The following is a 19,387-nucleotide window of genomic DNA, read 5'->3' as shown; positions in this document are numbered from 1 at the left end:
TAAGAATATGAATATGAATATGAAGACAACAGAAGCCTTACAGCAGTTTGAGAAGACTGCCCATCACTATCTTATGGAATTAGATATCTTCAGTATGGAGCAGCTGCTGCGGCAGCCTGCCGAGGGAGAGTGGTCTCTCGGGCAGATGGTCCAGCATTTGATACAATCGGCGCTGTACATGCAGCTCCGTAATATCGATCAGTGTCTGGCCGGGAACGGGGAAGCGGCGGGGAATGAAGCAGAGATGACCCCGGATGGTAAAGCGATTTTTGCCGGGGGCAGCTTCCCGCCTGTACGCGTTCATGTTCCGCCGTCACCGCAGTATACGCCGGTACAGCCGGAGAGCAAGGAGCAGCTGATCCAGGGTCTGCACACCGTGATGGACCGTATGCGGGAGACCCTGCCGAAGCTTGCGCAGGCACCTGAGCACAGCACTGTCCCTCATCCCCGCTTCGGCCCTTTGAATGCAGCAGAATGGTATCTGCTGATCGAGATGCACTACCGCCATCACTTGCTGCAGCTGGACCGGTTGAAGGATGCAATAGGGGCAGGAGTACAATAGAGTTAAGCCGCAATGAGCGAAGGAAAGCCGAAGCCTGTCAGCAATAGACTGACGGGTTCCGGCTTTTTTGGTTGAAAAACCGACCACACTGGTCACACCGAAGGCGCACGGGCCCAATGTGGTCGAAAAACCGACCACAATGGTCACGCCAGCAGGCAGGCGAGAAAATGGGGATACCGCTTGAAGCACCCGCATCCTTCAACGTCAGGCTGATGCTGTGCTTATAAATCATTTTTTAATTATTCATTTTTGAATAAAGGAGGTTTGTCGCAAAATGTCGAACTTAACTCAAGATTTCACTGTACCGTGAAGCTACCTGAAATAGAAGGAGAACCGCATCTATGAAAAACATCGTCCGCTCCCTTGAAGAACTAATGAATCTGGCACCCATTCTGAAAGCTGCATTTCCTTACGATATCTCAATTGCCATCTGCGACACAGAGAAGTTCCTTGCCTATTACCCCGGTGATTCCATTGATCTGGGCATCCGGGCAGGGCAGATCATTCAGGCAGACGAGCCTCTGTATCATGCGCTGAAGCAGGATGAATACTCGGTGGCTAATGTCCCCAGGGAATATTACGGGTATGAATTTGTGGGTACGGTTCTGCCGGTACATGGGGAGGATGAGGAGGTCTGTGGGGCGGTATGTATTCAGGTACGCAGGCAGACGGAGCTGCGGGAGATCGCGGACCGGATGGCGCTGTCCCTGAATCAGGCCAATGCGCGGATTAGCCAGGTCGCGGACGGCTCAGGCCTGCTTGCCGATTATTCGCAGAAGCTGCTGATTCAATCGGATGCAACGGCTTATAGTGTCCGTAAAAGCAGTGAGGTTCTGGCGGTGCTGAGGAAGGTGGCCGACCAGACGAACCTGCTTGGCATTAACGCGGCGATTGAAGCCGCCCATGCCGGGGAGCGGGGCCGGGGCTTCGACGTTGTGGCTAAGGAGATCCGCAGATTCTCGAAGGAAACCGAGCAATCGGCGCAGCGGATCAGGGATACCCTGAGTGAGATTCAGTCGGCTATGCAAGGGATCAGTCAAGCCATAGGCCAGATTGCGTCCGTCGGGCAGGAGCAGGCGGCTTCCACGCATGAGATCTCCAGCTTCATTGAGGAGATCCGGGCAATGTCTGAGCAGTTGAACGAGTTCGCGCAGAAGCTGTAAGGCTTGAGAGGAAGCTGCCTGCATCGGTCCGCGAATTTTACAGATGTGCGATCAATGTGGCCGCCAGCGCCAGAAAGGCCGGGAGGCCTTGCATCAGCAGGATGGATCGCTTGGAGGTAAGTCCGCCGTAGATGGCCGCAACCGCCACGCAGATCAGGAAGAACAATTGCAGCTGGTACCCGAAGTCAGCGCTTGGATGCAGTAGCCCCCAGATTAGACCGGCTGCAAGGAAGCCGTTATATAAGCCCTGATTGGCTGCCAGCGATTTCGTCTCCTGTGCGAAGGCGGGGGTCAATCCGAACGCCTTCTGTGCTCTCGGAGTGGTCCACAGGAACATCTCCAGTACAAGTATGTACACATGCTCTAGTGCTACTAAGGCAACAAGAATCAAACTTACAGTCATCATAAGAAGTCCCTCTTTTCAAGTGATAGGAATTTAAGTAATGTGAATCTGTGACGTTAGTGTCTCATGGATTTTCATTGTGCAAAATATAATTTTACAAACCTAAATATAACCAAATACTTGCCTTTTGTCAATTTATTGCATCCATATTGTAAGGGAGGAAGGAAATGTACATCAGAACACTGGCCCCCTCGGACGCCGAAAGCTACCGGGAGCTTCGTTTGCAGTCGCTGCAGCAGCACCCGGAAGCTTTCCTTAGCTCTTATGAATCGGAAGCGAAGCTGTCTATCGAGACTACCCGGATTAGGCTGGATTCCTCCGATGAGCATTTCACCCTGGTCAAGCTTCATCGCCCTTGGCTCTGTGCCGTAGCAGACGAATCCAAGGGATTCGTAGAGCCTTTTGGCAGACAGATTACTTGAGGTTACGGTCAGCGTAAGCTGCTCCAGCCCCGGCGCGCCCTTCGCCCGCGCAATCAGCTCCAGCATCAGCGCGCGGCCCACGCCATGTTTGCGGGCAGCCGGATCTACATATACTGCATAGACATTAGCTTTGTGCTGAATCTTGGGCCTGCTCTCCCGGAACAAGGTTGCCATTCCTGCCAGCCTCTGCTCCCCATCCAAGACGAGTATCTGGACGAGGATCTGATGGTGCTGCTGCTGTAAAACAAAGCACAAACCCCTCCCGCATGTTTGCAGAAGGGGTAAGATAAATCGCATATGTTGCTTACTTCGCAGACTTTCCGCTCAGGATGGCCTTCACCTGGCTGACCATTGCCGCTGCGTCAGCGCTGGTGACGCCGTCCTGGGGACGGAAGCTTCCGTCTTGATCCAGCTTCACGATCTTGAGGGCAAGCGCGGTCTGAATGGCTCCCGAGTTCTGGATATTGATCTTGTCATTATCCTTGATCTCCACCGGGATCAGCTTGATCATCGGCAGTTGGCCGTTGGTCTGGAGCGTGTTAATGAGCAGATACGTGAAAGATTCGCGGGTTACGCTCATATTCGGATCGATTTTGATCTGCAGATTCGCCTCAGGTCCGGCAGCGTCCTTGATGAACTGGACGGCCTCGGTTGCGGTGATTGTCTTGCTTACAGCACCGGGTGCCGGATGGGCCTTCAGATAATTCACGGCATTTCCGGCGATGGAAGCAGCCTCAGGGCGGGTAATTGCCGCCTTCGGATTGAAGTTCCCGTCGGCATCCAGCTCCACGAAGCCAAGGGCAAGGGCGGTCTGGATAGCTCCCGAGTTCAGGATGTCGATCTGATCGCCGTCCTTCACGTCTTCTGGAATGACATTAATCATCGGCAGTTGCCCGCTGGTCTGTAAGGTATGGATTAACAGATACGTGAAGGCTTCACGTGACATGCTGGCCGCCGGAGTAATCTTGATCTGCAGGCCGGCTTCAGGACCGACTGCTTCTTTAATCACCTGCACAGCTTGTTCTGCGGTCAGGACCTCATCCGCGGCAGCAGGGGCTGGATGGGCCTTCAGATAAGCGAGCGCATTGCTGATGGCGACTGCCGCTTCGGCGCGGGTGATCTCCTGCTTCGGGTTAAGCTTGCCGCTGCCATCCAGCTTCAGGACACCGTAATTCAGCGCACGCTGCAGGGCACCGGAGTATTCCACCTTCACCTGATCCTGGTCGGCGTACTCCACTACCACCGGTTTAATCATCGGCAGGCGGTTCGTGTTCTCCATCGCATCAATAAGCTGGTAGGTGAATTCTTCGCGGGTCAGCTTCTCACCAGGCTTCAGATCGGCAGGCAGGTCCAGACCATGCACACCGGCAATAATCAGCGCCTGTGCGTACCAGGCGGAGTCATGGGCATTCTTGAAATAGTCGGTGGCATGCGGCTCCTTCACGAACCGGATCGCATTCAGATTCAGATCAAGCGCACTCACGATCATCTGCACCCCCTGGGCTGCTGTGATGCTAAGGTTCGGGCCGAACAGATCTGCACTAATGCCTTTGATCAGGCCGCTGTTCTGAAGGGCAATAATTTTGTCTTTATCCTGCACGTTATGGATATCCTTGAAGGCTGCGGCCGAGGCGAATTGTTGTCCTGTGAAGCTGAGCGCCAGAGCGGCGGCTGCGGATAGGGTTATCATCTTGAATGTATTCTTCATGTCCAGTCACCTCGTAAGAGTAGTTTGTGGTTTATTTGTGATCATAGACGGCGGCTTAGTCAAAAAGGTTCCAGCAAAAATAAAATAATCAAAATCATAAATAAACGCAAAAAAAAGCACTGCCTATGCGGCTAGTGCTCATGATACAAGGATAAGATAACATCCAATTAAACCTCCGCCGCAACAATCTGATTCCGGCCCTGATGCTTGGCGGCGTACAGGGCTTTGTCGGCAGACTTGAACAGGTCGTTCAAGTAGGTGTTCGCCTCGATGGCAGGCGGGATCTTGAATTCAGCGATGCTGAGCAGTCCCATGCTGATGGTGATGGAGACAGGCTCATCGATATAATCGATGTGGATAGTATTGTGCTCAACCTCGGATTTCAGCTGCTTGGCCAGACGGCGCGCCTCGGCTCCATTCGTATCCGGCAAATAGATAATGAATTCCTCTCCGCCGTAGCGGGCCAGAATATCGGAGGGCCGCAGGCTGCGCTGCAGCAGCTCCACTGTGTTACACAGGACCATATCTCCGGCCAGATGGCCGTGCTGGTCGTTGATTTTTTTGAAAAAATCGATGTCGATCAGTATAATAGTCGAAGGTGTCCGGGTGTCGCTGACCCGCAGCGCCTCCTGCTCCAATTGCTGCATCAGATAATGCCTGTTGTAGCAGCCGGTCAGGCTGTCGGTGATGGCCAGCTTCCTCAGCTTACCGTTCGTCTGGAACAGCTCCTCCTGTACCTTCACCAGCGAGTCGTTGCGTTCCTTCAGGATGGCATTCTGCTGGTTCGTCTCATCGATGAGACGCCGGATCTCGGTAACATTCTGGAAGGTGACAATCCGTCCGACCCGGCTGCCGCTCACCATAATGGGTGCTGCATGAATACTGACAACCATTTGGATAAGGGGATGCAGAATTTCCAGCTCGGCCGTCTCCAGCGGATGCTCATGGTATTTCTCAAGGAAGGACTCGATCTTCATGGCAGGGTCATCCGGCAGATAGCTGCTCATGTTGAACGCCGCACCCGTCACAAGCGGGATATAGGGATGCAGGGCATGATTGATCTCTACCACTTGCTCCTGGTCATCCAGCACGAGAATTCCGTATTCCATGGTATTGATAATATCCTGATGGGCGATAGTTACGATATCGAATACTTTGTCCTGGTGGATCGTAATCACAAAGAACGTAGCCGACACCACGATACCCAGCGAAGTGAAGCCCGGAATTACCGGCAGATAGTCATCCAGAATGACATTGAGAAGCACATCGATCATAAGGAAGACGCATAGGGCTGTAATGCCTTTGAGCATATACATAACCTGATTCTTGACCCGTGCAGCCTGATTAGAGGTCAGAGCCACGTAGATGACATACATGGACACGAGGGCGTTAATGACAAGAAAGGTCATGCTGATCCAGAAAATAGGTCCGTAGATGCGCTCCACATACCCTCCGTTCACCGGACGGACGAACCATCCATAAGGATTGAGCACCACTCCAAGGGAGGTCAGTACTGCAGGGATGACCAGCGCGGACACTATTTTTCTGTTAAGGAACTGGGATTGTCCCGCAAGCAGAATCGTGAAGAAGATCCAGCCCAGGCCCAGCAGAGAAGCATCCACGAAGGCAAGCTTCACATAAAAGAGCTGATAGAGAGGATCATCCACGGTTCTTATGGCAAACTGGCAGTAGGGCCAGATCAGCATGGAGAAATGGAACCCTAAATAGACCTTGTGCAGCTTGGTAATGGTGACCGTAGCCACGATATAGATGAGCAGCAGGAACAGAAGGAAGCACATAATCAGGTCAATCCAAGAAGCTAAAGCCAATATGTTACACCTTCTTGATTTTAATAGTATTTATTGATTTTTGTGGGTCTTAGGTCTTATATATTGTTTTTAATATATAATTAGCGTGTGCAGATTACAAGATTTTTAGATAAATCTATCGGAAAATATTGGATTGTGAGGGGATCACATGAAATCTATCAGCGTGCAGAGTCTTGTAGAGAAATTCCATCTGGAGGTGCTCGCCGGAGCGGGCCGGATGGACCGGAACATCACCCGTCCAAGGACGCACAGACCGGGTCTGGAGTTTGTCGGTTATTTTGATTTTTTTCCGATGGAGCGGGTGCAGGTCCTTGGACGTAAAGAGATCAACTACCTGTTAACGCTGAGTGTAGAGGAGCGGATGCTGCATATCGGCAACATCGTCAAATACCATCCGCCCTGCTTCATCGTGACCAGCGGCCAGCAGGAGATTCCTTACCTGACGCTGTTCTGTGACCAGGAAGGCATTCCGCTGCTGCGGACGCCGGAGGTGACCACCGAGTTCATCGCCAAGCTGGACAGCTTCCTGGTGAAGACGCTGGCGCCCGAACTGTCTATCCACGGGGTATGCGTTAACGTATCGGGAATAGGAATTCTGCTGCGGGGCAAGTCGGGGATCGGCAAGAGCGAGACGGCGCATACGCTGATCCGCAGGGGCCACCGCTTCGTGGCTGATGATATTGTGGTGCTGAAGAAGCTGGGTCCGGCGACTCTCCTCGGGACCCATAATGAGACCACACGTGAATTCCTGGCCCTGCGCAGCATCGGCCTGATCAACGTCGTACGGCAGTATGGGCGGCGGGCGTTCCAGGATGAGACGCGGATCGTGCTCGATATCGAGCTTGCCCCCTGGCAGGAGAATTCGCTCAACAATGAGCTGGAGCTGGTGCCCCAGTTCACCGAATATCTCGGGGTGCAAATCCCGCATATCGAGGTCCAGCTTCAGCCGGGCCGCGATGTAGCCGGTTTGATTGAAGCGGCTGCGAACAACTGGTATCTCAAGCAGCTGGGCTACAGCGCGGTGGAAGAATTCATGCAGCGGATTGAGGACGGGATGCAGTCTTAAAGGACGACAGGGAATGAAGGTCCACACTCCTGGGCAACTTAGGGGAAAGACAGCAAGGGAGTGTGTCCTTAAATGGCGAGAAGAAGCAGAAAATATGCTGTACCAGGTTCCGCCCAGGGAATGCAGACATTCAAAGCGGAGGTTATGAGGCAGGAAGGATATCACGTAGATCCGAATCACCCGGACGATGTGAAATACGAGGTGGCGAAGGAACTGGGCATTCCGCTGCAGGCCGGAAATAACGGCAAGCTGACGACTGAGTCGGCGGGACAGATTGGCGGCCGCATCGGAGGCTCCATGGTTCGTGAGATGGTGCGTCTGGCACAGGAGCAGCTGGCGGGTAAGCAGAAGTCATAGATGCGATATAAGATATATGTGCCCGCGTGCAAAAGATCCCCTTTCTCAATCAGAAAGAGGATCTTTTTTGGCATGTGCTGACTGTAGTTAAAGCTGCAATTACGGTTCAAGGTACAGGCTGCCGCTGTAATATTTATACTCTGAATTAATCTTAAATCCGGCACGGAGATAGAGATTCAGCGCCCGGACATTCCCGGTGACAACACTTAGGCGAATAACCGGGTAGGGCTTCTGCGACAGGATACCGACGGTCTGTCTTAGTACCTTTTCGCCAGCCCCCTTCCCCTGATAGGAAGGCAGGATACAGAAATTATGAATAAAAGCCGTATCCTCATTGATATAGTTGACCCGGATCAGGCCGATTCGTTCACTCCCTGTCCAAGCGATATACGTTATCCGCTCTGGCTCATCCGTCTGTGTGAAGTACTTGCGCGTATCGTCTTCCGGTTCTCCGAAGGCCTGGGAGGAGCAGGAGACCGTGAATTCGAAATCCTCTGGCGCAGCGGGAAGCAGGATTAGCTCTGAAGGAAGCGGGCTGGCGGAATTCATACCGGCGTAGGACATGGCGTATTCTGACCGGTCAAAATCCCCGCCCAGGGCCTGCGCCGCCAATAGTCCTGTCTGCGAGCCGGCGGGAATTTTGTAGCTGAGCCGGTGTACGCCAAGAGGCTCAATGTCTGCTCTGGCACGTTTCACAAGGCTGCGGAACACACCTTGCCGGCGGTAATCCGGATGGACCATGGCATTGATCTGCGCATAATCACTGTCCGCAGCGAACCAGCTAAGCAGGCCAATGATCTGATCCTCGCGGTAGCAGAGCAGGGCATGGTCGCCGTCTTCCTTGACGAGATGCTCCAGGTCTGAGCTTAATTGGATAGAATCGGCCTGGCTGCACTGCTGCTCCAACGCTTTAATGTCCGCTGCCTGCTGCTTGGAATGGTAGGTCATTGGTATAATGTTATTCAATTGGAGAAGCCGCTGGAACTCCGCAACATTCTCCAGAATGCCGTCCGGCGCAAGATCATAAGCCTGACTTTGGAAGGTGGGTAGCCAGCGGACAGCGTAGGTCTTCATTCCGGCAGCCTTGCCTGCGAGAATATCCGCATTGCTGTCCCCTACGAATATGGCCTGGGATGGTTCAATGCCCAGTGTTCGCAATGCCGAATGTATACCTTCGGGATCAGGTTTTGGCTTTGCCACATCATCGCCGGTAATCGAGATATCGAAGAAACGCTCCAGATCCAGCGCTCCGGCCGATATGTGATAGGCCCGTCTGCTTTTACCGGTAATGACTCCAAGCTTCATTCCCTGAGCCTTCAAGGCTTGAAGTAATCCAAGGATGTGCTCATTATTCTGGAATTCTTCGAAATGCCCCTGCTTATATATTGAATAATAATCCTCTATTGCTTGTGGAACCGAAGCCGGATCTGTGAAATTTCCGCCGATGATGCCTTCCTCGGTGGGACCGAACATCGCGACAAGCTCATCGCGGGTGACCTCTCTCTGGTCGTATTGCTTAAATACAGCCTGGAAGGCACGAAAGGATAACGGCAGGGTGTCTGCCAGAGTTCCATCGAAATCAAACAGCACAGCTTGAATGGACATAAAGACAGGGCCTCCTTTCGATTGGGTTCATGCGGGTGGGACGGTACCCCAGCATTATTAAGAAGTAGGCGTGCCCTGAAGCAAACTGTTTCTGTAATTCATGAGCGGGGCCAGCCAGACCATGCCGGTTCCCCGGTACACGTTGACCAGGCCTTCGCCTGAGGCGGCGGAGCCCAGACGGGTCTTGCCTGATTTCTCGACCGTGAAGTCCAGAGAGTTGGACCACATGAGAGCGAAGTTCCCGTCCACCTTCAGCACATCATTCTGCAGCTCGACCACGACAGCTTCCTCGGAAGGAATGGGAGCTTCGAGGGCAAGAATCCCTTTGCCGCGCGCGCTAAGGTTGAACAGCCCTTCACCGCCGAGGACGGCAGAGGAGATGTTTTTGCGTGCCGCAACGGAGATGTCGAGCGTAGTCTCACAAGCCAGGAACATGCCGTCATCGATTACGATATGGTCGTTGTCCACATCAATCAGCCAGAGGTATTTGTAGGTGGTCTCCAGCAGGATGGTTCCGGTTCCCTTGTAGAGCGGTTTGACTGCACTGGTTCCGGTTGCCGCCCCGGACAGCATATTACGCATTAGTCCTCCTACGCCTTTGATGCCGGAGGTCATCTCGATATTGCCGATCATATACTGCATGGCTCCGGCGCTCAGCATCACCTCATTGTTATTCAGCTCAATCATCAGCTGCTTGTTGCGCATATTGCTCTTGCTCATGAAGAAGTTGGTCTCTGCTTCATACCGGGTAGTGGTGCTGAGATCCTCTTTGTATTCGATGATGCTGAAGCCGCCTAGCTGCTCTTTAATGATTACGTTGGAATTGTCCTTCAGATTATTAATGGTAAAAGCCATCGATACCCGCTCCTTCGGTTGCTGTAGTTATGCAATGCTGTGCATCATGCCTTCAAAGCATACGTATTCGACACTTCTCGCGGGGTTCCTTGAATTCCGGGAGAAAAAACGCATACAATAATTCCTTTACTTCTAATATCAGGTTAGCGTAATGTTCTAAGTATAGTGCTCAGAATACAAACGTATCTCTTGACACCAGCATTAGAACCGAAAGGAAGTTAGCCTTGTTTGAGACGCTGCTGCTCAATTTTTTGTTTATGCTGTTTCCGGTGCTGATATTTCTGATTTTCTTCGAGAACAGGCCCCACGCCTACAATCATAAGATTCTTGTACTGCTCATCGCCGCCACCATGATCCTGTGTATCGCCAAGCCGATCCGGCTGGAGACCGGGTTCATCTTTGACTTGCGGTATGTTCCGTTTGTGATTGCGGCCTTGTATGGAGGGTACAAACATACCCTGCCCTTATATGTGATTCTGAATGTGTACCGTTTCTACATAGGCGGTGAGGGAACCGTCCAATCTTTACTTTTTTCGACAGCAGTCCTCATTCTGGTTCCTTCCATAAGCGCCAGATTTCTCCGTTCTAAGCCCAAGGGACGGATCTTGTGGGCTACCTCTATCGCGGTCCTGACGATGGGCTGTTATCTGATCATTCTGGGCCAGATCATGAATAAGCTGGATACCCAGTTCTGGACGCTTGCCTTCTATGCCTTAACTACGCACGCGGTGGTCATGGCGATCCTAATGATCCTGCTGGAGCAGATCCTGGCGAATCTCAGGAACCGTGAGCGGATTATGCAGTCGGAGCGGCTGAATGTGGTCAGTGAGCTGGCGGCCAGTGTCTCCCATGAGATGCGCAATCCGTTAACCGTGACCAGCGGCTTCCTGCAGCTGCTGAATCTCTCCAAGAACCTCTCCCCGGAGGAGAAGGGGTATGTTGAGCTGTCACTGCTGGAGCTGAACCGGGCGGAGAAGATTATCAGCGATTATCTGTCTTTTGCCAAGCCGCAGTCGGAGAGCCGGGTCTACTCCAACCTGATGGCTGAATGTGAATACACCAAGAATGTGATCCTGCCGTATGCCACGATCCACAAGGTTGCGGTTGAATTCAGCTTCAACAACCCGCTTAGCACCCATTATGACAGTAATGAGATGCAGCAATGCCTGATTAATCTGTACAAGAATGCGATTGAAGCGATGGATGGGGTGGACGATGCGGTCCTGTCTATTGCTGTCTTCGCGAGCGGACAGAATATTATCATTACCATCCGCGACACCGGTGTCGGAATGACCAAGGATGAGATCTCGCGGCTGGGCAAGCCGTATTACTCCACCAAGGCAGACGGGACAGGGCTCGGAATGGTCATGGCCTATAACACGATTAACAAGCTCAAGGGGCGTATTGAGGTCACCAGCGAGAAGGGCAAGGGAACTGTCTTCCGGATCATTATCCCGGCCTAGCGCACGGCAACAGTGGGAAACTTGGTGTGAAAATGATAAAGTATCTCTAAGAGAACTTGGAACTATTAACCGGGAGGCTATGGGCAATGAGAGAAGAATTAATCGCGCAATTGAACGCTTGGCATGAGGCGGACGAATATGAAGAAATCGTATCCCGCATCAAAGAGGTGCCGACACCGCTGATCGATGAAGAGCTGGCGGTACATCTGGGCCGGGCGCTCAACAATCTGGGCCGCTACCGGGAAGCGCTTAAATGGTTCAACAAAGCGGCAGATCAGGGTAAAAAAGACCCGCTGTGGCATTTCCGTGTCGGCTACGCCCACTATTATCTGGACGAGTACGATCAGGCGATCAAGGCGTTCAAGAAGGCGAACAAGCTGGACCCTGAGGATCAGGATACCCTCGAATTCCTGGAATGGAGCCGCAGTGAGAAGGCGGCGCTGGCCGCTGCGGACGAGGAGAGCGAGGATGCAGAAGAAGCTGCCGAAGCGGATTCCGCTTCAGATGCCAGTCCCGATGCGGATTCGGATGCGGCAAAAGAAACGAAGCACTAGGGCTTGACGGCCGGTCTGGCCGAGGCATACAATGAAAGTCAATCTTATCAAAGAGGTGAAATGGATGCCATTCCGTACCGTCGCAAGGAACTAGTTATCGGGCTGGGTAGAACGCGTACCAGCCACCAAGGGGGAGGTCTGTCCTCTTGGTCACAGCTAACTGGATTCTTGAACGGTGCCTGGAAGGTCATTCTTTGTGAGCCGGGACACTGAGTTATTCCGCTTGAAGACTACACTGCTGAGGCAGGAGTCTTTGGCGCGGAGTGGCGAGGAGAGTTCCCGGCTTTTTTGCCATACTCTTATGAATAAGATTGGAGATTGTGATCATGTTAAAAAAATGTCTTGTCCACCTCAGAGGGTGGGCCGCTCTGTATATAGGTCTCGGCTTCGCCATTCAGCTCTTAAGCAGTCTGGGCATTGTTGTCTTTCAGCGGATTCTGGATCAGGCGGTGGCGGGAACGGGCTACCGTGAAATCCTATATGGGGTTATCTTCTACGGGATACTGCTCGGCCTGAATGTCCTGCTGAATTATGCGGATGAATATCCCAGCGCCTATCTATCGAACAGCATCACGGAAAGACTGAAGATTATGGCCTTATCCAAAATTTCCAGAATGGATTATTCCGCCTATCAGAACATGGGCACAGGCCAGATGATCAAGGTGATTGAGAACGGCGCGGCGGCCGGGAACAGCATTCTGTTCTCTTTTATCCTGAAGACGCTGCATGAGCTGCTGCCCACCATCCTCTTCAGCCTGCTCTTCATCAGCTACTATGACCTCAGAATTATGCTGGTGATTGCGGGCGGGTACGTGGTCATCTTCCTGTTAACGAATGTTCTGCTCAAAGTTCTCTACCGGATCAAGGAATCGGTGCTTATGCAGCAGGAGGCTATGTCCCGGTATGGGGTCCGCGGCTTCATGGAGCTGGTCGTCTTCCGCACCAACAAGAAGTACGCGCAGGAGATCGGCAGACTGAACAAGGCGGCACAGCAGATTATCAGGCAGAGCGCGAAGCTGCAGATGATTCATGAATCCTTCTTCGCCTTATTCGAATTATTCATTACGGTCATTAAGGTGATTGTGTTGTTGTACGGCGTGAAGAATGTGGTCTCCGGGCAGGCTTCTGTCGGGGTCATGGTCGCGCTGTTCATGTTCATTGAGAAAATCTATACGCCAATCGCCATCTTCAACGTATTATTCGTCGGCTATAAGCTGAACAGGGTGACCTATCAGCGGTTCGAGGCATTCCTGAATGCCCCCGAGGACCGGAATCTGGAGCAGGGCAAGGCGCTTGCGCAGCTACAGGGCAGCATCGAATTCAAGGAGGTATCGTTCAGCTATGGAGAGGTGCAGGTGCTGGACCGGCTGTCTTTCTCAGTCGCGCCCGGAACCTCGGTTGCCCTGGTGGGCTTAAGCGGCAGCGGTAAGTCAACAGTCATTAAGCTGATTACAGGCCTGCTCAAAAAAAGCGGCGGACAGTTGCTGGTAGACGGCACGGATATTGATGAGCTGAGTCTGGACAGCTACTATGATCACATCTCATATCTGTCGCAGGACAGTCCGATCTTCGACACCACTATCCGGGGCAACATGGTGTTTGAGCAGCAGGTCCCGGATGAGGAGCTGTATGCAGTGCTGGACAAGGTTCATCTGAAGGAGAAGGTACTGGAGCTGCCGGAGAAGCTGGAGACGCGGGTTGGGGAGCGCGGGCTGAAGCTGTCGGGCGGAGAGCGGCAGCGGTTGGCTTTTGCCCGGGCGATCCTGCAAAAGCGGAATCTGATCATCCTCGATGAGCCGGTATCGGCCCTGGATAATATTACGGAGCGCAGCCTGATGGAGACGGTGTTCGCGGAGTTCAGGCATAAGACGGTCATTATTATCGCGCACCGGCTGAATTTCATCAGCGGCGTGGACCAGATTCTGGTCATGGAGCAAGGCAGACTGGCGGGGGAAGGGGATTTCGATTCCCTGATCCGGGACTGCCCGTCCTTCCGTACGCTGTGGAATAACGGCAGGGGGCAAACGGATTAAACTATCTTTTACCTTGTGGACGATCCTGTGCCTGAACTATGCTGGGGGCAGATAGAACTTGAAGGTGAGGGTATGCGTATTATGAATCCGGTACTGTCCAGGATGAGGCTCGAAACGGAGCGGTTAATCATCCGTCCCTATATGGAAAGTGATCTTATGGCTTCGTTCGGGCTGATGCAGAACCCGGAGGTGCTGGCCTTCATGCATATGGAGGTCATGTCCATGCATGAGTATGAGGGGATGTTCCGCTGGCTGATGTTCAGCTATCATACGCCGTTCGAGCTGCCGTTCAAATATTCGTTCGCCGTCTGCGATAAGGCTACCGGCCGGCTGATCGGCTGGTGCGGGACCGGCGTGCTGGAGTTCATGGCGCCGGATGCGGAGCTGTATTATCTGATCGGGCGCGAACACTGGGGCCGGGGTTATGCTACCGAAGCTGCTGCGGCGATGGCGGACTACACCTTCGGTGTGATCGGACTGGAGCAATTATATGCCAAGGCAGATCCGCGCAACACCGCGTCGCTCGGGGTGCTCCGGAAGCTGGGCTTCCGGGTGGAGCAGGAGCTGGCCGGATTGACCGGCGATTATGAGGATTGCAATGGGGAACTGCTGCATGTGCTGAGGAAGGAGTGGTTTGTGGAGCGGCTTAAAGGTGACTTGGAGGAACTGGAACAAATTTAGCTGGAACAAATAACGGGTGCCGTCCCTGAGGGGGATGGCACCCGTTTATGCGTGATGGATGCAGCTGTATAGAATGCAGTAGTTTTGATTGATCGGCGGAATCTGGCACGTTCGAATTGAACATTCAGAGATAGTTGTATTCCGTGCATTTAAAAACCCCGATAAGGATGATTTTCCTCTTCTAACTGTAGTTTGTACAACTAAATCTGCTCGAATGGGGGAGATCCGGGTAAATTGGGCGATTTAGTTGTAGGAAATACAGCTAACTGTACATTTGGCGGTACATCTGATGATTTAGCTGTACGAAGTACAATTAAAGCATACCGCTTGCACCTAATCAGGGCATGGCATACGCTTAGCAAGCGGTTGGTTAAAGTAGCTATCACAAATGTTACTCTGGTGCTCTACTATGCTTCTAATGGATGCAGCTAATTCGCCCGTGGATTAACTCTAACCTGTGCGCCTTTGCCGCTGGTCTGCAGCCCGGAGGCCTTGGTTCCGGCCTCCTTCAGATCGGCCACGAGCCGCTCCAGCACAGCCTTCGCAGCGGCGGCCTCCTTGGCGCCGGAGGACTTTACAACGAGCTGCACCGGCTTGCCGGAGCGCAGATGCTTGTCCGCCTGACGCAGCTTCGTGTCGTAGTCATGCTCTTCAATATGGGCGGTGAAGCGCAGCTCCTTCACCTTCTCCCGGCTGCTTCCGCCGCCTTGTTGCGGGCGGCTGGTATCGCTCTTGCGGGCCGCTTGCGCAGCCGCCTTGCCTTTGCCTTTGGCGACCAGGCTGCAGGGCGGCGGGCTGCTCATCAGCGAGGTGCAGACCAGGTCGGCCCCTGCGGCTCTGGCCTTGGACAGCGCCTCGCTTCTGGATACGGTGCCGAGCTTCTCGCCCTTCAGCCCGGTCAGCTCGACCTCGGCTGCCTTAATCTGTTCATTCATCAGTACGGCCACGGTAATGATCCTCCCTTTGTGGATATGATATAGCTATCATATATGGAAGCGGGCAAGGCTTCAATAACGGCTGCCGGATGCTCGCAGCCGTCAGGCCGGCAGGTTGAGACGGTTGTGCAAAGCGGTTATACTCAGTGGACGCAGGTTTGTCAGCATGGAATCACTGGCAGTACTATATTTTCTGTTGAATGGGGGATGGCAATTGAATGATACAGCTGACGATAAGCAGTTAATTCTGCTTATTGCACAGAAAGACTCGAATGCCCTCGAACTGCTCTATGACCGGTATGAACGGGTCATTTATAGCTTTGCTTACCAGATCGTGAAGGATTCGATGGCTGCCGAGGAGGTTATGCAGGAGCTGTTCCTGCGCCTGTGGAAGAATGCGGGGCAGATTGACTTCGGCAAAGGCAAGCTGCTCACCTGGATGTTCGCGGTGACCCGCAATCTGGCGATCGATTATCTCCGTAAGCGGGACGCCAGGCTGCCGCGGCAATCCGCCGATTCCGGGAATTTGGAGCAGGTTCAGGACCACAGCGCGCTCACCGAGGATCTCGTTGAGCTGCAGATGGCGGGGGAACAGATCAGAGAGGCGCTGCTGGGATTAAGCCGCGACCAGCAACAGGTAATGGATATGATCTATTACCAGGGCTACACCCAGCAGGAGGTAGCACAGCTTGCGGCAATCCCGCTGGGCACGGTCAAGGGAAGAGTCCGGCTGGCGATGAAGCAGCTTCACAAATCGTTACGGCACTGGGGAAGGAGGGATCATGCGCATGAGTGAACACAATGAGGAACTCTGTGAATTGGCCGAATTATATACGCTGGGCGCATTGACGGCGGAGGAAATGCAGCAATTCGCTGCTCATGCGGCAGAATGCGCGGAATGCAGAGAGCTGGTAGAGGAATACCGGCAGGTACTGGACCATCTTCCGCTTGCCTCTGAGCCGGTAGACCCGCCCTCCGGCATGAAGGAGCGCATCCTGTCACGGGTGCTGGAGTCCGGGAATGCGGGCGCACCGGCAGCCCGGCCGGAGTCCCGCCTGCTGAATATTCAGCCTGATGCAGAGCGGGCTGCGGAGCAAGAGCCAGCGAGGACTCCTCCAGCAGAGCAGGGCTTGCCCCAATTAAACATCCCGGAGCCCAAGAGAACCCGCTTCTGGGGGTACCTGAGCCTTGGACTGGCTGTGGCTGTACTGCTCCTGGTCGTCTACACCGGCCAGCTGCGCGGAAATGTGTCTGAGCTGAAGCAGCAGCTGGCCTCCGGCACCGGACCGCTCCAGGGGCTTAAGGTGAATGAGGCAGTAGCACTTAGTCCGGCGGGAGAAGGGATTACCGCCAAGGGTACAGCAACAATTGTCGCAGACCCTACCGGCACCCATCTTGTACTTCAGGCAGAAGAGCTACCCGAGCTTACTGGCACGGAGGTCTATCAGGTATGGCTGATCAAGGGGGACAAGCCGGTGAATGCGGGCACCTTCATCTCACAGGACGGAAACGGGGCACTGTATTATTCCTTTGACCCGAAGGCCTATGATACCATAGCCGTTACACTGGAGCCGGATGGTGCGGGCGTTACCCCGCGCGGGAAGATGATTCTCGCAGCGCCGATTAAGCAGGGTTAGCGGGCAGGCGAGCGGAAATGAATAGACTTGAAGCTGAACAGCCGGGAGGATGATTCCCGGCTGTTTGTTCGAAGTTAAGAATTTCTATGCTTTGCGCAATGCTGGGCAGCCTCTTTTTTGAGCTGGGGGGTCAGTCTTCGTAGCCGGAGACCTGTTTAATCTCCTGATTTTCCGGTGAATGGGTAATAGCGAATATACTGACAAGAAGCAGTCCTTCGGAATAGGGGACAGGCTTGTTTTGCAGTGTCCAATTAGGGAGGCTAAAGGCATGGATGAGGCGTTGCTGGAACAGGTGAAGCGTTGGCATGAAGAAGATGAATATCAGCAGATTGTAGACCGTATTCTTGAGATTCCGCCGGATGCAAGAGATTATGAGTGTATCGGCCAATTAGGCAGAGCCTACAATAACCTGGGTGAATATGGGCAGGCGCTGGAGCAGCTGCTCAGCATCTCCAAGGAAGGCGGGGAGGATCCGCTGTGGCAATTCCGCATAGGGTATTCCTACTATCACCTGAAGCAGTATGAGCAGGCTGTGCATGCCTTTGAACGTGCGGAGGAGCTGGAGCCGGGAGACGGGGATACCGCAAGAATGCTGGAGTGGAGCCGGGAAGGCGCCCAGCGTGAGACAAGAGAGCAGGCAAGACGCGCCGAAGCGCTGGAGGCCTTGAAGGTGAATAGAGAGGGTGGCGGTAGAGACCTTGGTGCATTCCTCGACTATTGCGCGGATTTCTGGGAGGACAGTGACTATGCCTTGAAGGAGTATGTGTCCCCGCTGCCCAGTGACGAGCTGATTGCCTCTGTGGAGCAGGAAGTGGGTTATAAGCTGCCGGCCTCTTACATCGCCATGATGAAGCAGCATAACGGCGGGATTCCCCGCAATACGTGTTTTCCGGTGAATGAACCCACTTCCTGGTCAGAAAATCATGTCGCCATTTCGGGAATTGCCGGGATCGGCCGCGACAAACTCTATTCCCTCTGCGGGGAGTTGGGCAGCCGCTTCATGATTGAGGAGTGGGGTTACCCCGATATCGGCGTGGTCTTCGGCGACTGTCCTTCCGCTGGACATGATGTGATCATGCTGGATTACCGTCACTGCGGCCCGGAAGGGGAACCTGAGGTGATTCATGTGGACCAGGAGAGCAACTATGAGATTACGTTCCTGGCCCCGGATTTTGAGACTTTCATTCGCGGGCTGGTGAATGAGGAGGTCTACGATACTTCGGAGGAGGATAAGCAGGAGGATTTAGAGAAGGTAGCGTCCGCTCCATTCTCTCCGCTGCTTCAGGAGCTGTGCGACAAGGTTACGGAAGTGGACGATATAGAGGGCGTTATCCGCAAGATATGCACCCGCATTGTAGAGAAGAAGGGCCATTTCTCACTTCATGTGGACGAAGAATCCACCCTGATGTATGATCTCCAGTTCTGGCTCTATACCAGCGCTTACCCGAATACGGGCCGTGACCAGTATCTTGAGATTTATTCCAAAATGATCGCGTTCGGCGGTGAATTCAGCACAGGCGGATATGCCCCGGGCTTCATCTCGGACTGGCTGGATGACCGGGTTAAGCAGGAAATGATCGTGGAGACTGAGGGGACGCTCCGGTTCACGGATACAGCGAAGGATCAATTGCTTGAGAAGCTGAAGGAAGCAGAAATAGGGGGAGCTGTAGATCTGAAGCCTTTTATAATCGTGGAGCAGGATAACGGCGGCAAGTCGGTCATTCTGAGCGTTGGCAATTATAAGACAGAGGTATTCGCTGCACGTGAGGAGGAGGGCTTCGAGGGCAATGGATATGATTGGGGCTCGCTGGCAGCGGTATTCCTGGAGGAAAAGATGCCCGAGCTGGCCGGTATTATCCACTTCGACCCGGAGGCAGGTATGTACTGCGCCTATTCCTCCGACGGTGAGGCGCTGGTTGCCTTCGCCACTGCCTTCAAGCTGGCTTGCGAGGATGATGTGCTCATCCGCGATCTGTTCTCGCGTGCTGAGCTGGACTAGATTGGATAAGACAATAACGGGACTGCCTGTATTATAGGGCGGTCCCGTATTGTTATAAGGGTATTTTCGAGGAACTTTTTGGATTTTTTTGCGTCTCTCATATATAGAATGTAAA

General features: G+C 53.4%; 18 protein-coding genes. 11 read left to right on the top strand and 7 right to left on the bottom strand.

Annotation, left to right across the window (positions count from 1 at the left end):
- Positions 1-19 precede the first annotated feature (19 nt).
- Positions 20-562 carry a DinB family protein gene (locus tag J2Z70_RS02190; RefSeq protein ID WP_209868828.1) on the top strand — a complete coding sequence of 181 codons (543 nt, stop codon included), beginning with the start codon at positions 20-22 and terminating at the stop codon, positions 560-562.
- A gap of 341 nt (positions 563-903) precedes the next feature.
- Entirely contained in the window at positions 904-1,725 is an 822-nt protein-coding gene (locus J2Z70_RS02185) for a methyl-accepting chemotaxis protein (protein ID WP_036722852.1), read from the top strand.
- Between the two features lie 37 nt (positions 1,726-1,762).
- Here the strand turns inward: J2Z70_RS02185 and J2Z70_RS02180 are convergent, their stop codons facing one another.
- The 4 genes from J2Z70_RS02180 to J2Z70_RS02160 all read right to left on the bottom strand — a co-directional run bounded on the left by J2Z70_RS02180 (position 1,763) and on the right by J2Z70_RS02160 (position 6,087).
- On the bottom strand, positions 1,763-2,131 hold the full coding sequence (locus J2Z70_RS02180) for a DUF1304 domain-containing protein (protein WP_036722850.1): 369 nt from the start codon (positions 2,129-2,131) through the stop codon (positions 1,763-1,765).
- Positions 2,132-2,202: 71 nt separating this feature from the next.
- Positions 2,203-2,847 carry a GNAT family N-acetyltransferase gene (locus J2Z70_RS33070; RefSeq protein WP_245367904.1) on the bottom strand — a complete coding sequence of 215 codons (645 nt, stop codon included), beginning with the start codon at positions 2,845-2,847 and terminating at the stop codon, positions 2,203-2,205.
- A gap of 7 nt (positions 2,848-2,854) precedes the next feature.
- The gene (locus tag J2Z70_RS02165; protein ID WP_245367903.1) at positions 2,855-4,240 is read right to left on the bottom strand and encodes an S-layer homology domain-containing protein; all 1,386 of its coding nucleotides are present in this window, start codon (positions 4,238-4,240) and stop codon (positions 2,855-2,857) included.
- 185 nt (positions 4,241-4,425) lie between these two features.
- Positions 4,426-6,087: a histidine kinase N-terminal 7TM domain-containing diguanylate cyclase gene (locus J2Z70_RS02160; protein ID WP_209868824.1), complete on the bottom strand. Its 1,662-nt coding sequence runs from the start codon at positions 6,085-6,087 to the stop codon at positions 4,426-4,428.
- 148 nt (positions 6,088-6,235) lie between these two features.
- Here J2Z70_RS02160 and hprK point away from each other — a divergent pair, with 148 nt between their 5' ends.
- Both hprK and J2Z70_RS02150 read left to right on the top strand, forming a co-directional pair.
- Entirely contained in the window at positions 6,236-7,153 is a 918-nt protein-coding gene (hprK, locus tag J2Z70_RS02155) for an HPr(Ser) kinase/phosphatase (protein ID WP_076080767.1), read from the top strand.
- A gap of 72 nt (positions 7,154-7,225) precedes the next feature.
- Positions 7,226-7,510, top strand: coding sequence for an alpha/beta-type small acid-soluble spore protein (locus tag J2Z70_RS02150; protein WP_036722845.1), 285 nt, complete (start codon positions 7,226-7,228; stop codon positions 7,508-7,510).
- Positions 7,511-7,609: 99 nt separating this feature from the next.
- Here the strand turns inward: J2Z70_RS02150 and J2Z70_RS02145 are convergent, their stop codons facing one another.
- Together J2Z70_RS02145 and J2Z70_RS02140 are read right to left on the bottom strand one after the other, a co-directional pair.
- Positions 7,610-9,115 carry a GNAT family N-acetyltransferase gene (locus tag J2Z70_RS02145; RefSeq protein ID WP_209868823.1) on the bottom strand — a complete coding sequence of 502 codons (1,506 nt, stop codon included), beginning with the start codon at positions 9,113-9,115 and terminating at the stop codon, positions 7,610-7,612.
- Positions 9,116-9,172: 57 nt separating this feature from the next.
- On the bottom strand, positions 9,173-9,970 hold the full coding sequence (locus tag J2Z70_RS02140; protein ID WP_036722844.1) for an AIM24 family protein: 798 nt from the start codon (positions 9,968-9,970) through the stop codon (positions 9,173-9,175).
- 224 nt (positions 9,971-10,194) lie between these two features.
- Between J2Z70_RS02140 and J2Z70_RS02135 the strand changes: the two genes are divergently transcribed.
- The 4 genes from J2Z70_RS02135 (at position 10,195) to J2Z70_RS02120 (ending at position 14,701) form a co-directional block, all read left to right on the top strand.
- On the top strand, positions 10,195-11,433 hold the full coding sequence (locus tag J2Z70_RS02135; protein ID WP_209868821.1) for an ATP-binding protein: 1,239 nt from the start codon (positions 10,195-10,197) through the stop codon (positions 11,431-11,433).
- An 86-nt stretch (positions 11,434-11,519) separates the two neighbouring features.
- On the top strand, positions 11,520-11,987 hold the full coding sequence (locus tag J2Z70_RS02130) for a tetratricopeptide repeat protein (RefSeq protein ID WP_209868819.1): 468 nt from the start codon (positions 11,520-11,522) through the stop codon (positions 11,985-11,987).
- A gap of 326 nt (positions 11,988-12,313) precedes the next feature.
- The gene (locus J2Z70_RS02125; protein WP_209868817.1) at positions 12,314-14,020 is read left to right on the top strand and encodes an ABC transporter ATP-binding protein; all 1,707 of its coding nucleotides are present in this window, start codon (positions 12,314-12,316) and stop codon (positions 14,018-14,020) included.
- A gap of 81 nt (positions 14,021-14,101) precedes the next feature.
- The gene (locus J2Z70_RS02120) at positions 14,102-14,701 is read left to right on the top strand and encodes a GNAT family N-acetyltransferase (protein ID WP_209868815.1); all 600 of its coding nucleotides are present in this window, start codon (positions 14,102-14,104) and stop codon (positions 14,699-14,701) included.
- A 428-nt stretch (positions 14,702-15,129) separates the two neighbouring features.
- Here the strand turns inward: J2Z70_RS02120 and infC are convergent, their stop codons facing one another.
- The gene (gene infC, locus J2Z70_RS02115) at positions 15,130-15,648 is read right to left on the bottom strand and encodes a translation initiation factor IF-3 (protein ID WP_209868814.1); all 519 of its coding nucleotides are present in this window, start codon (positions 15,646-15,648) and stop codon (positions 15,130-15,132) included.
- Between the two features lie 202 nt (positions 15,649-15,850).
- On the opposite strand from infC, the gene J2Z70_RS02110 reads away from it, so the two are divergent.
- From J2Z70_RS02110 to J2Z70_RS02100, 3 genes are all read left to right on the top strand, one after another.
- Positions 15,851-16,432 carry an RNA polymerase sigma factor gene (locus tag J2Z70_RS02110; protein ID WP_036691711.1) on the top strand — a complete coding sequence of 194 codons (582 nt, stop codon included), beginning with the start codon at positions 15,851-15,853 and terminating at the stop codon, positions 16,430-16,432.
- Positions 16,425-17,273 carry an anti-sigma factor domain-containing protein gene (locus J2Z70_RS02105; RefSeq protein WP_209869326.1) on the top strand — a complete coding sequence of 283 codons (849 nt, stop codon included), beginning with the start codon at positions 16,425-16,427 and terminating at the stop codon, positions 17,271-17,273. The genes J2Z70_RS02110 and J2Z70_RS02105 overlap by 8 nt, the downstream gene beginning before the upstream one ends.
- Before the next feature lie 268 nt (positions 17,274-17,541).
- The gene (locus J2Z70_RS02100; protein ID WP_209868811.1) at positions 17,542-19,272 is read left to right on the top strand and encodes an Imm51 family immunity protein; all 1,731 of its coding nucleotides are present in this window, start codon (positions 17,542-17,544) and stop codon (positions 19,270-19,272) included.
- Positions 19,273-19,387 lie beyond the last annotated feature (115 nt).

The sequence above is a fragment of the Paenibacillus silagei genome, from assembly GCF_017874735.1.
Classification (GTDB): domain Bacteria; phylum Bacillota; class Bacilli; order Paenibacillales; family Paenibacillaceae; genus Paenibacillus_AQ; species Paenibacillus_AQ silagei.
The sequence above is the reverse complement of the archived record's forward strand: the minus strand, read 5'-3'. Positions and strand labels throughout refer to the sequence as shown.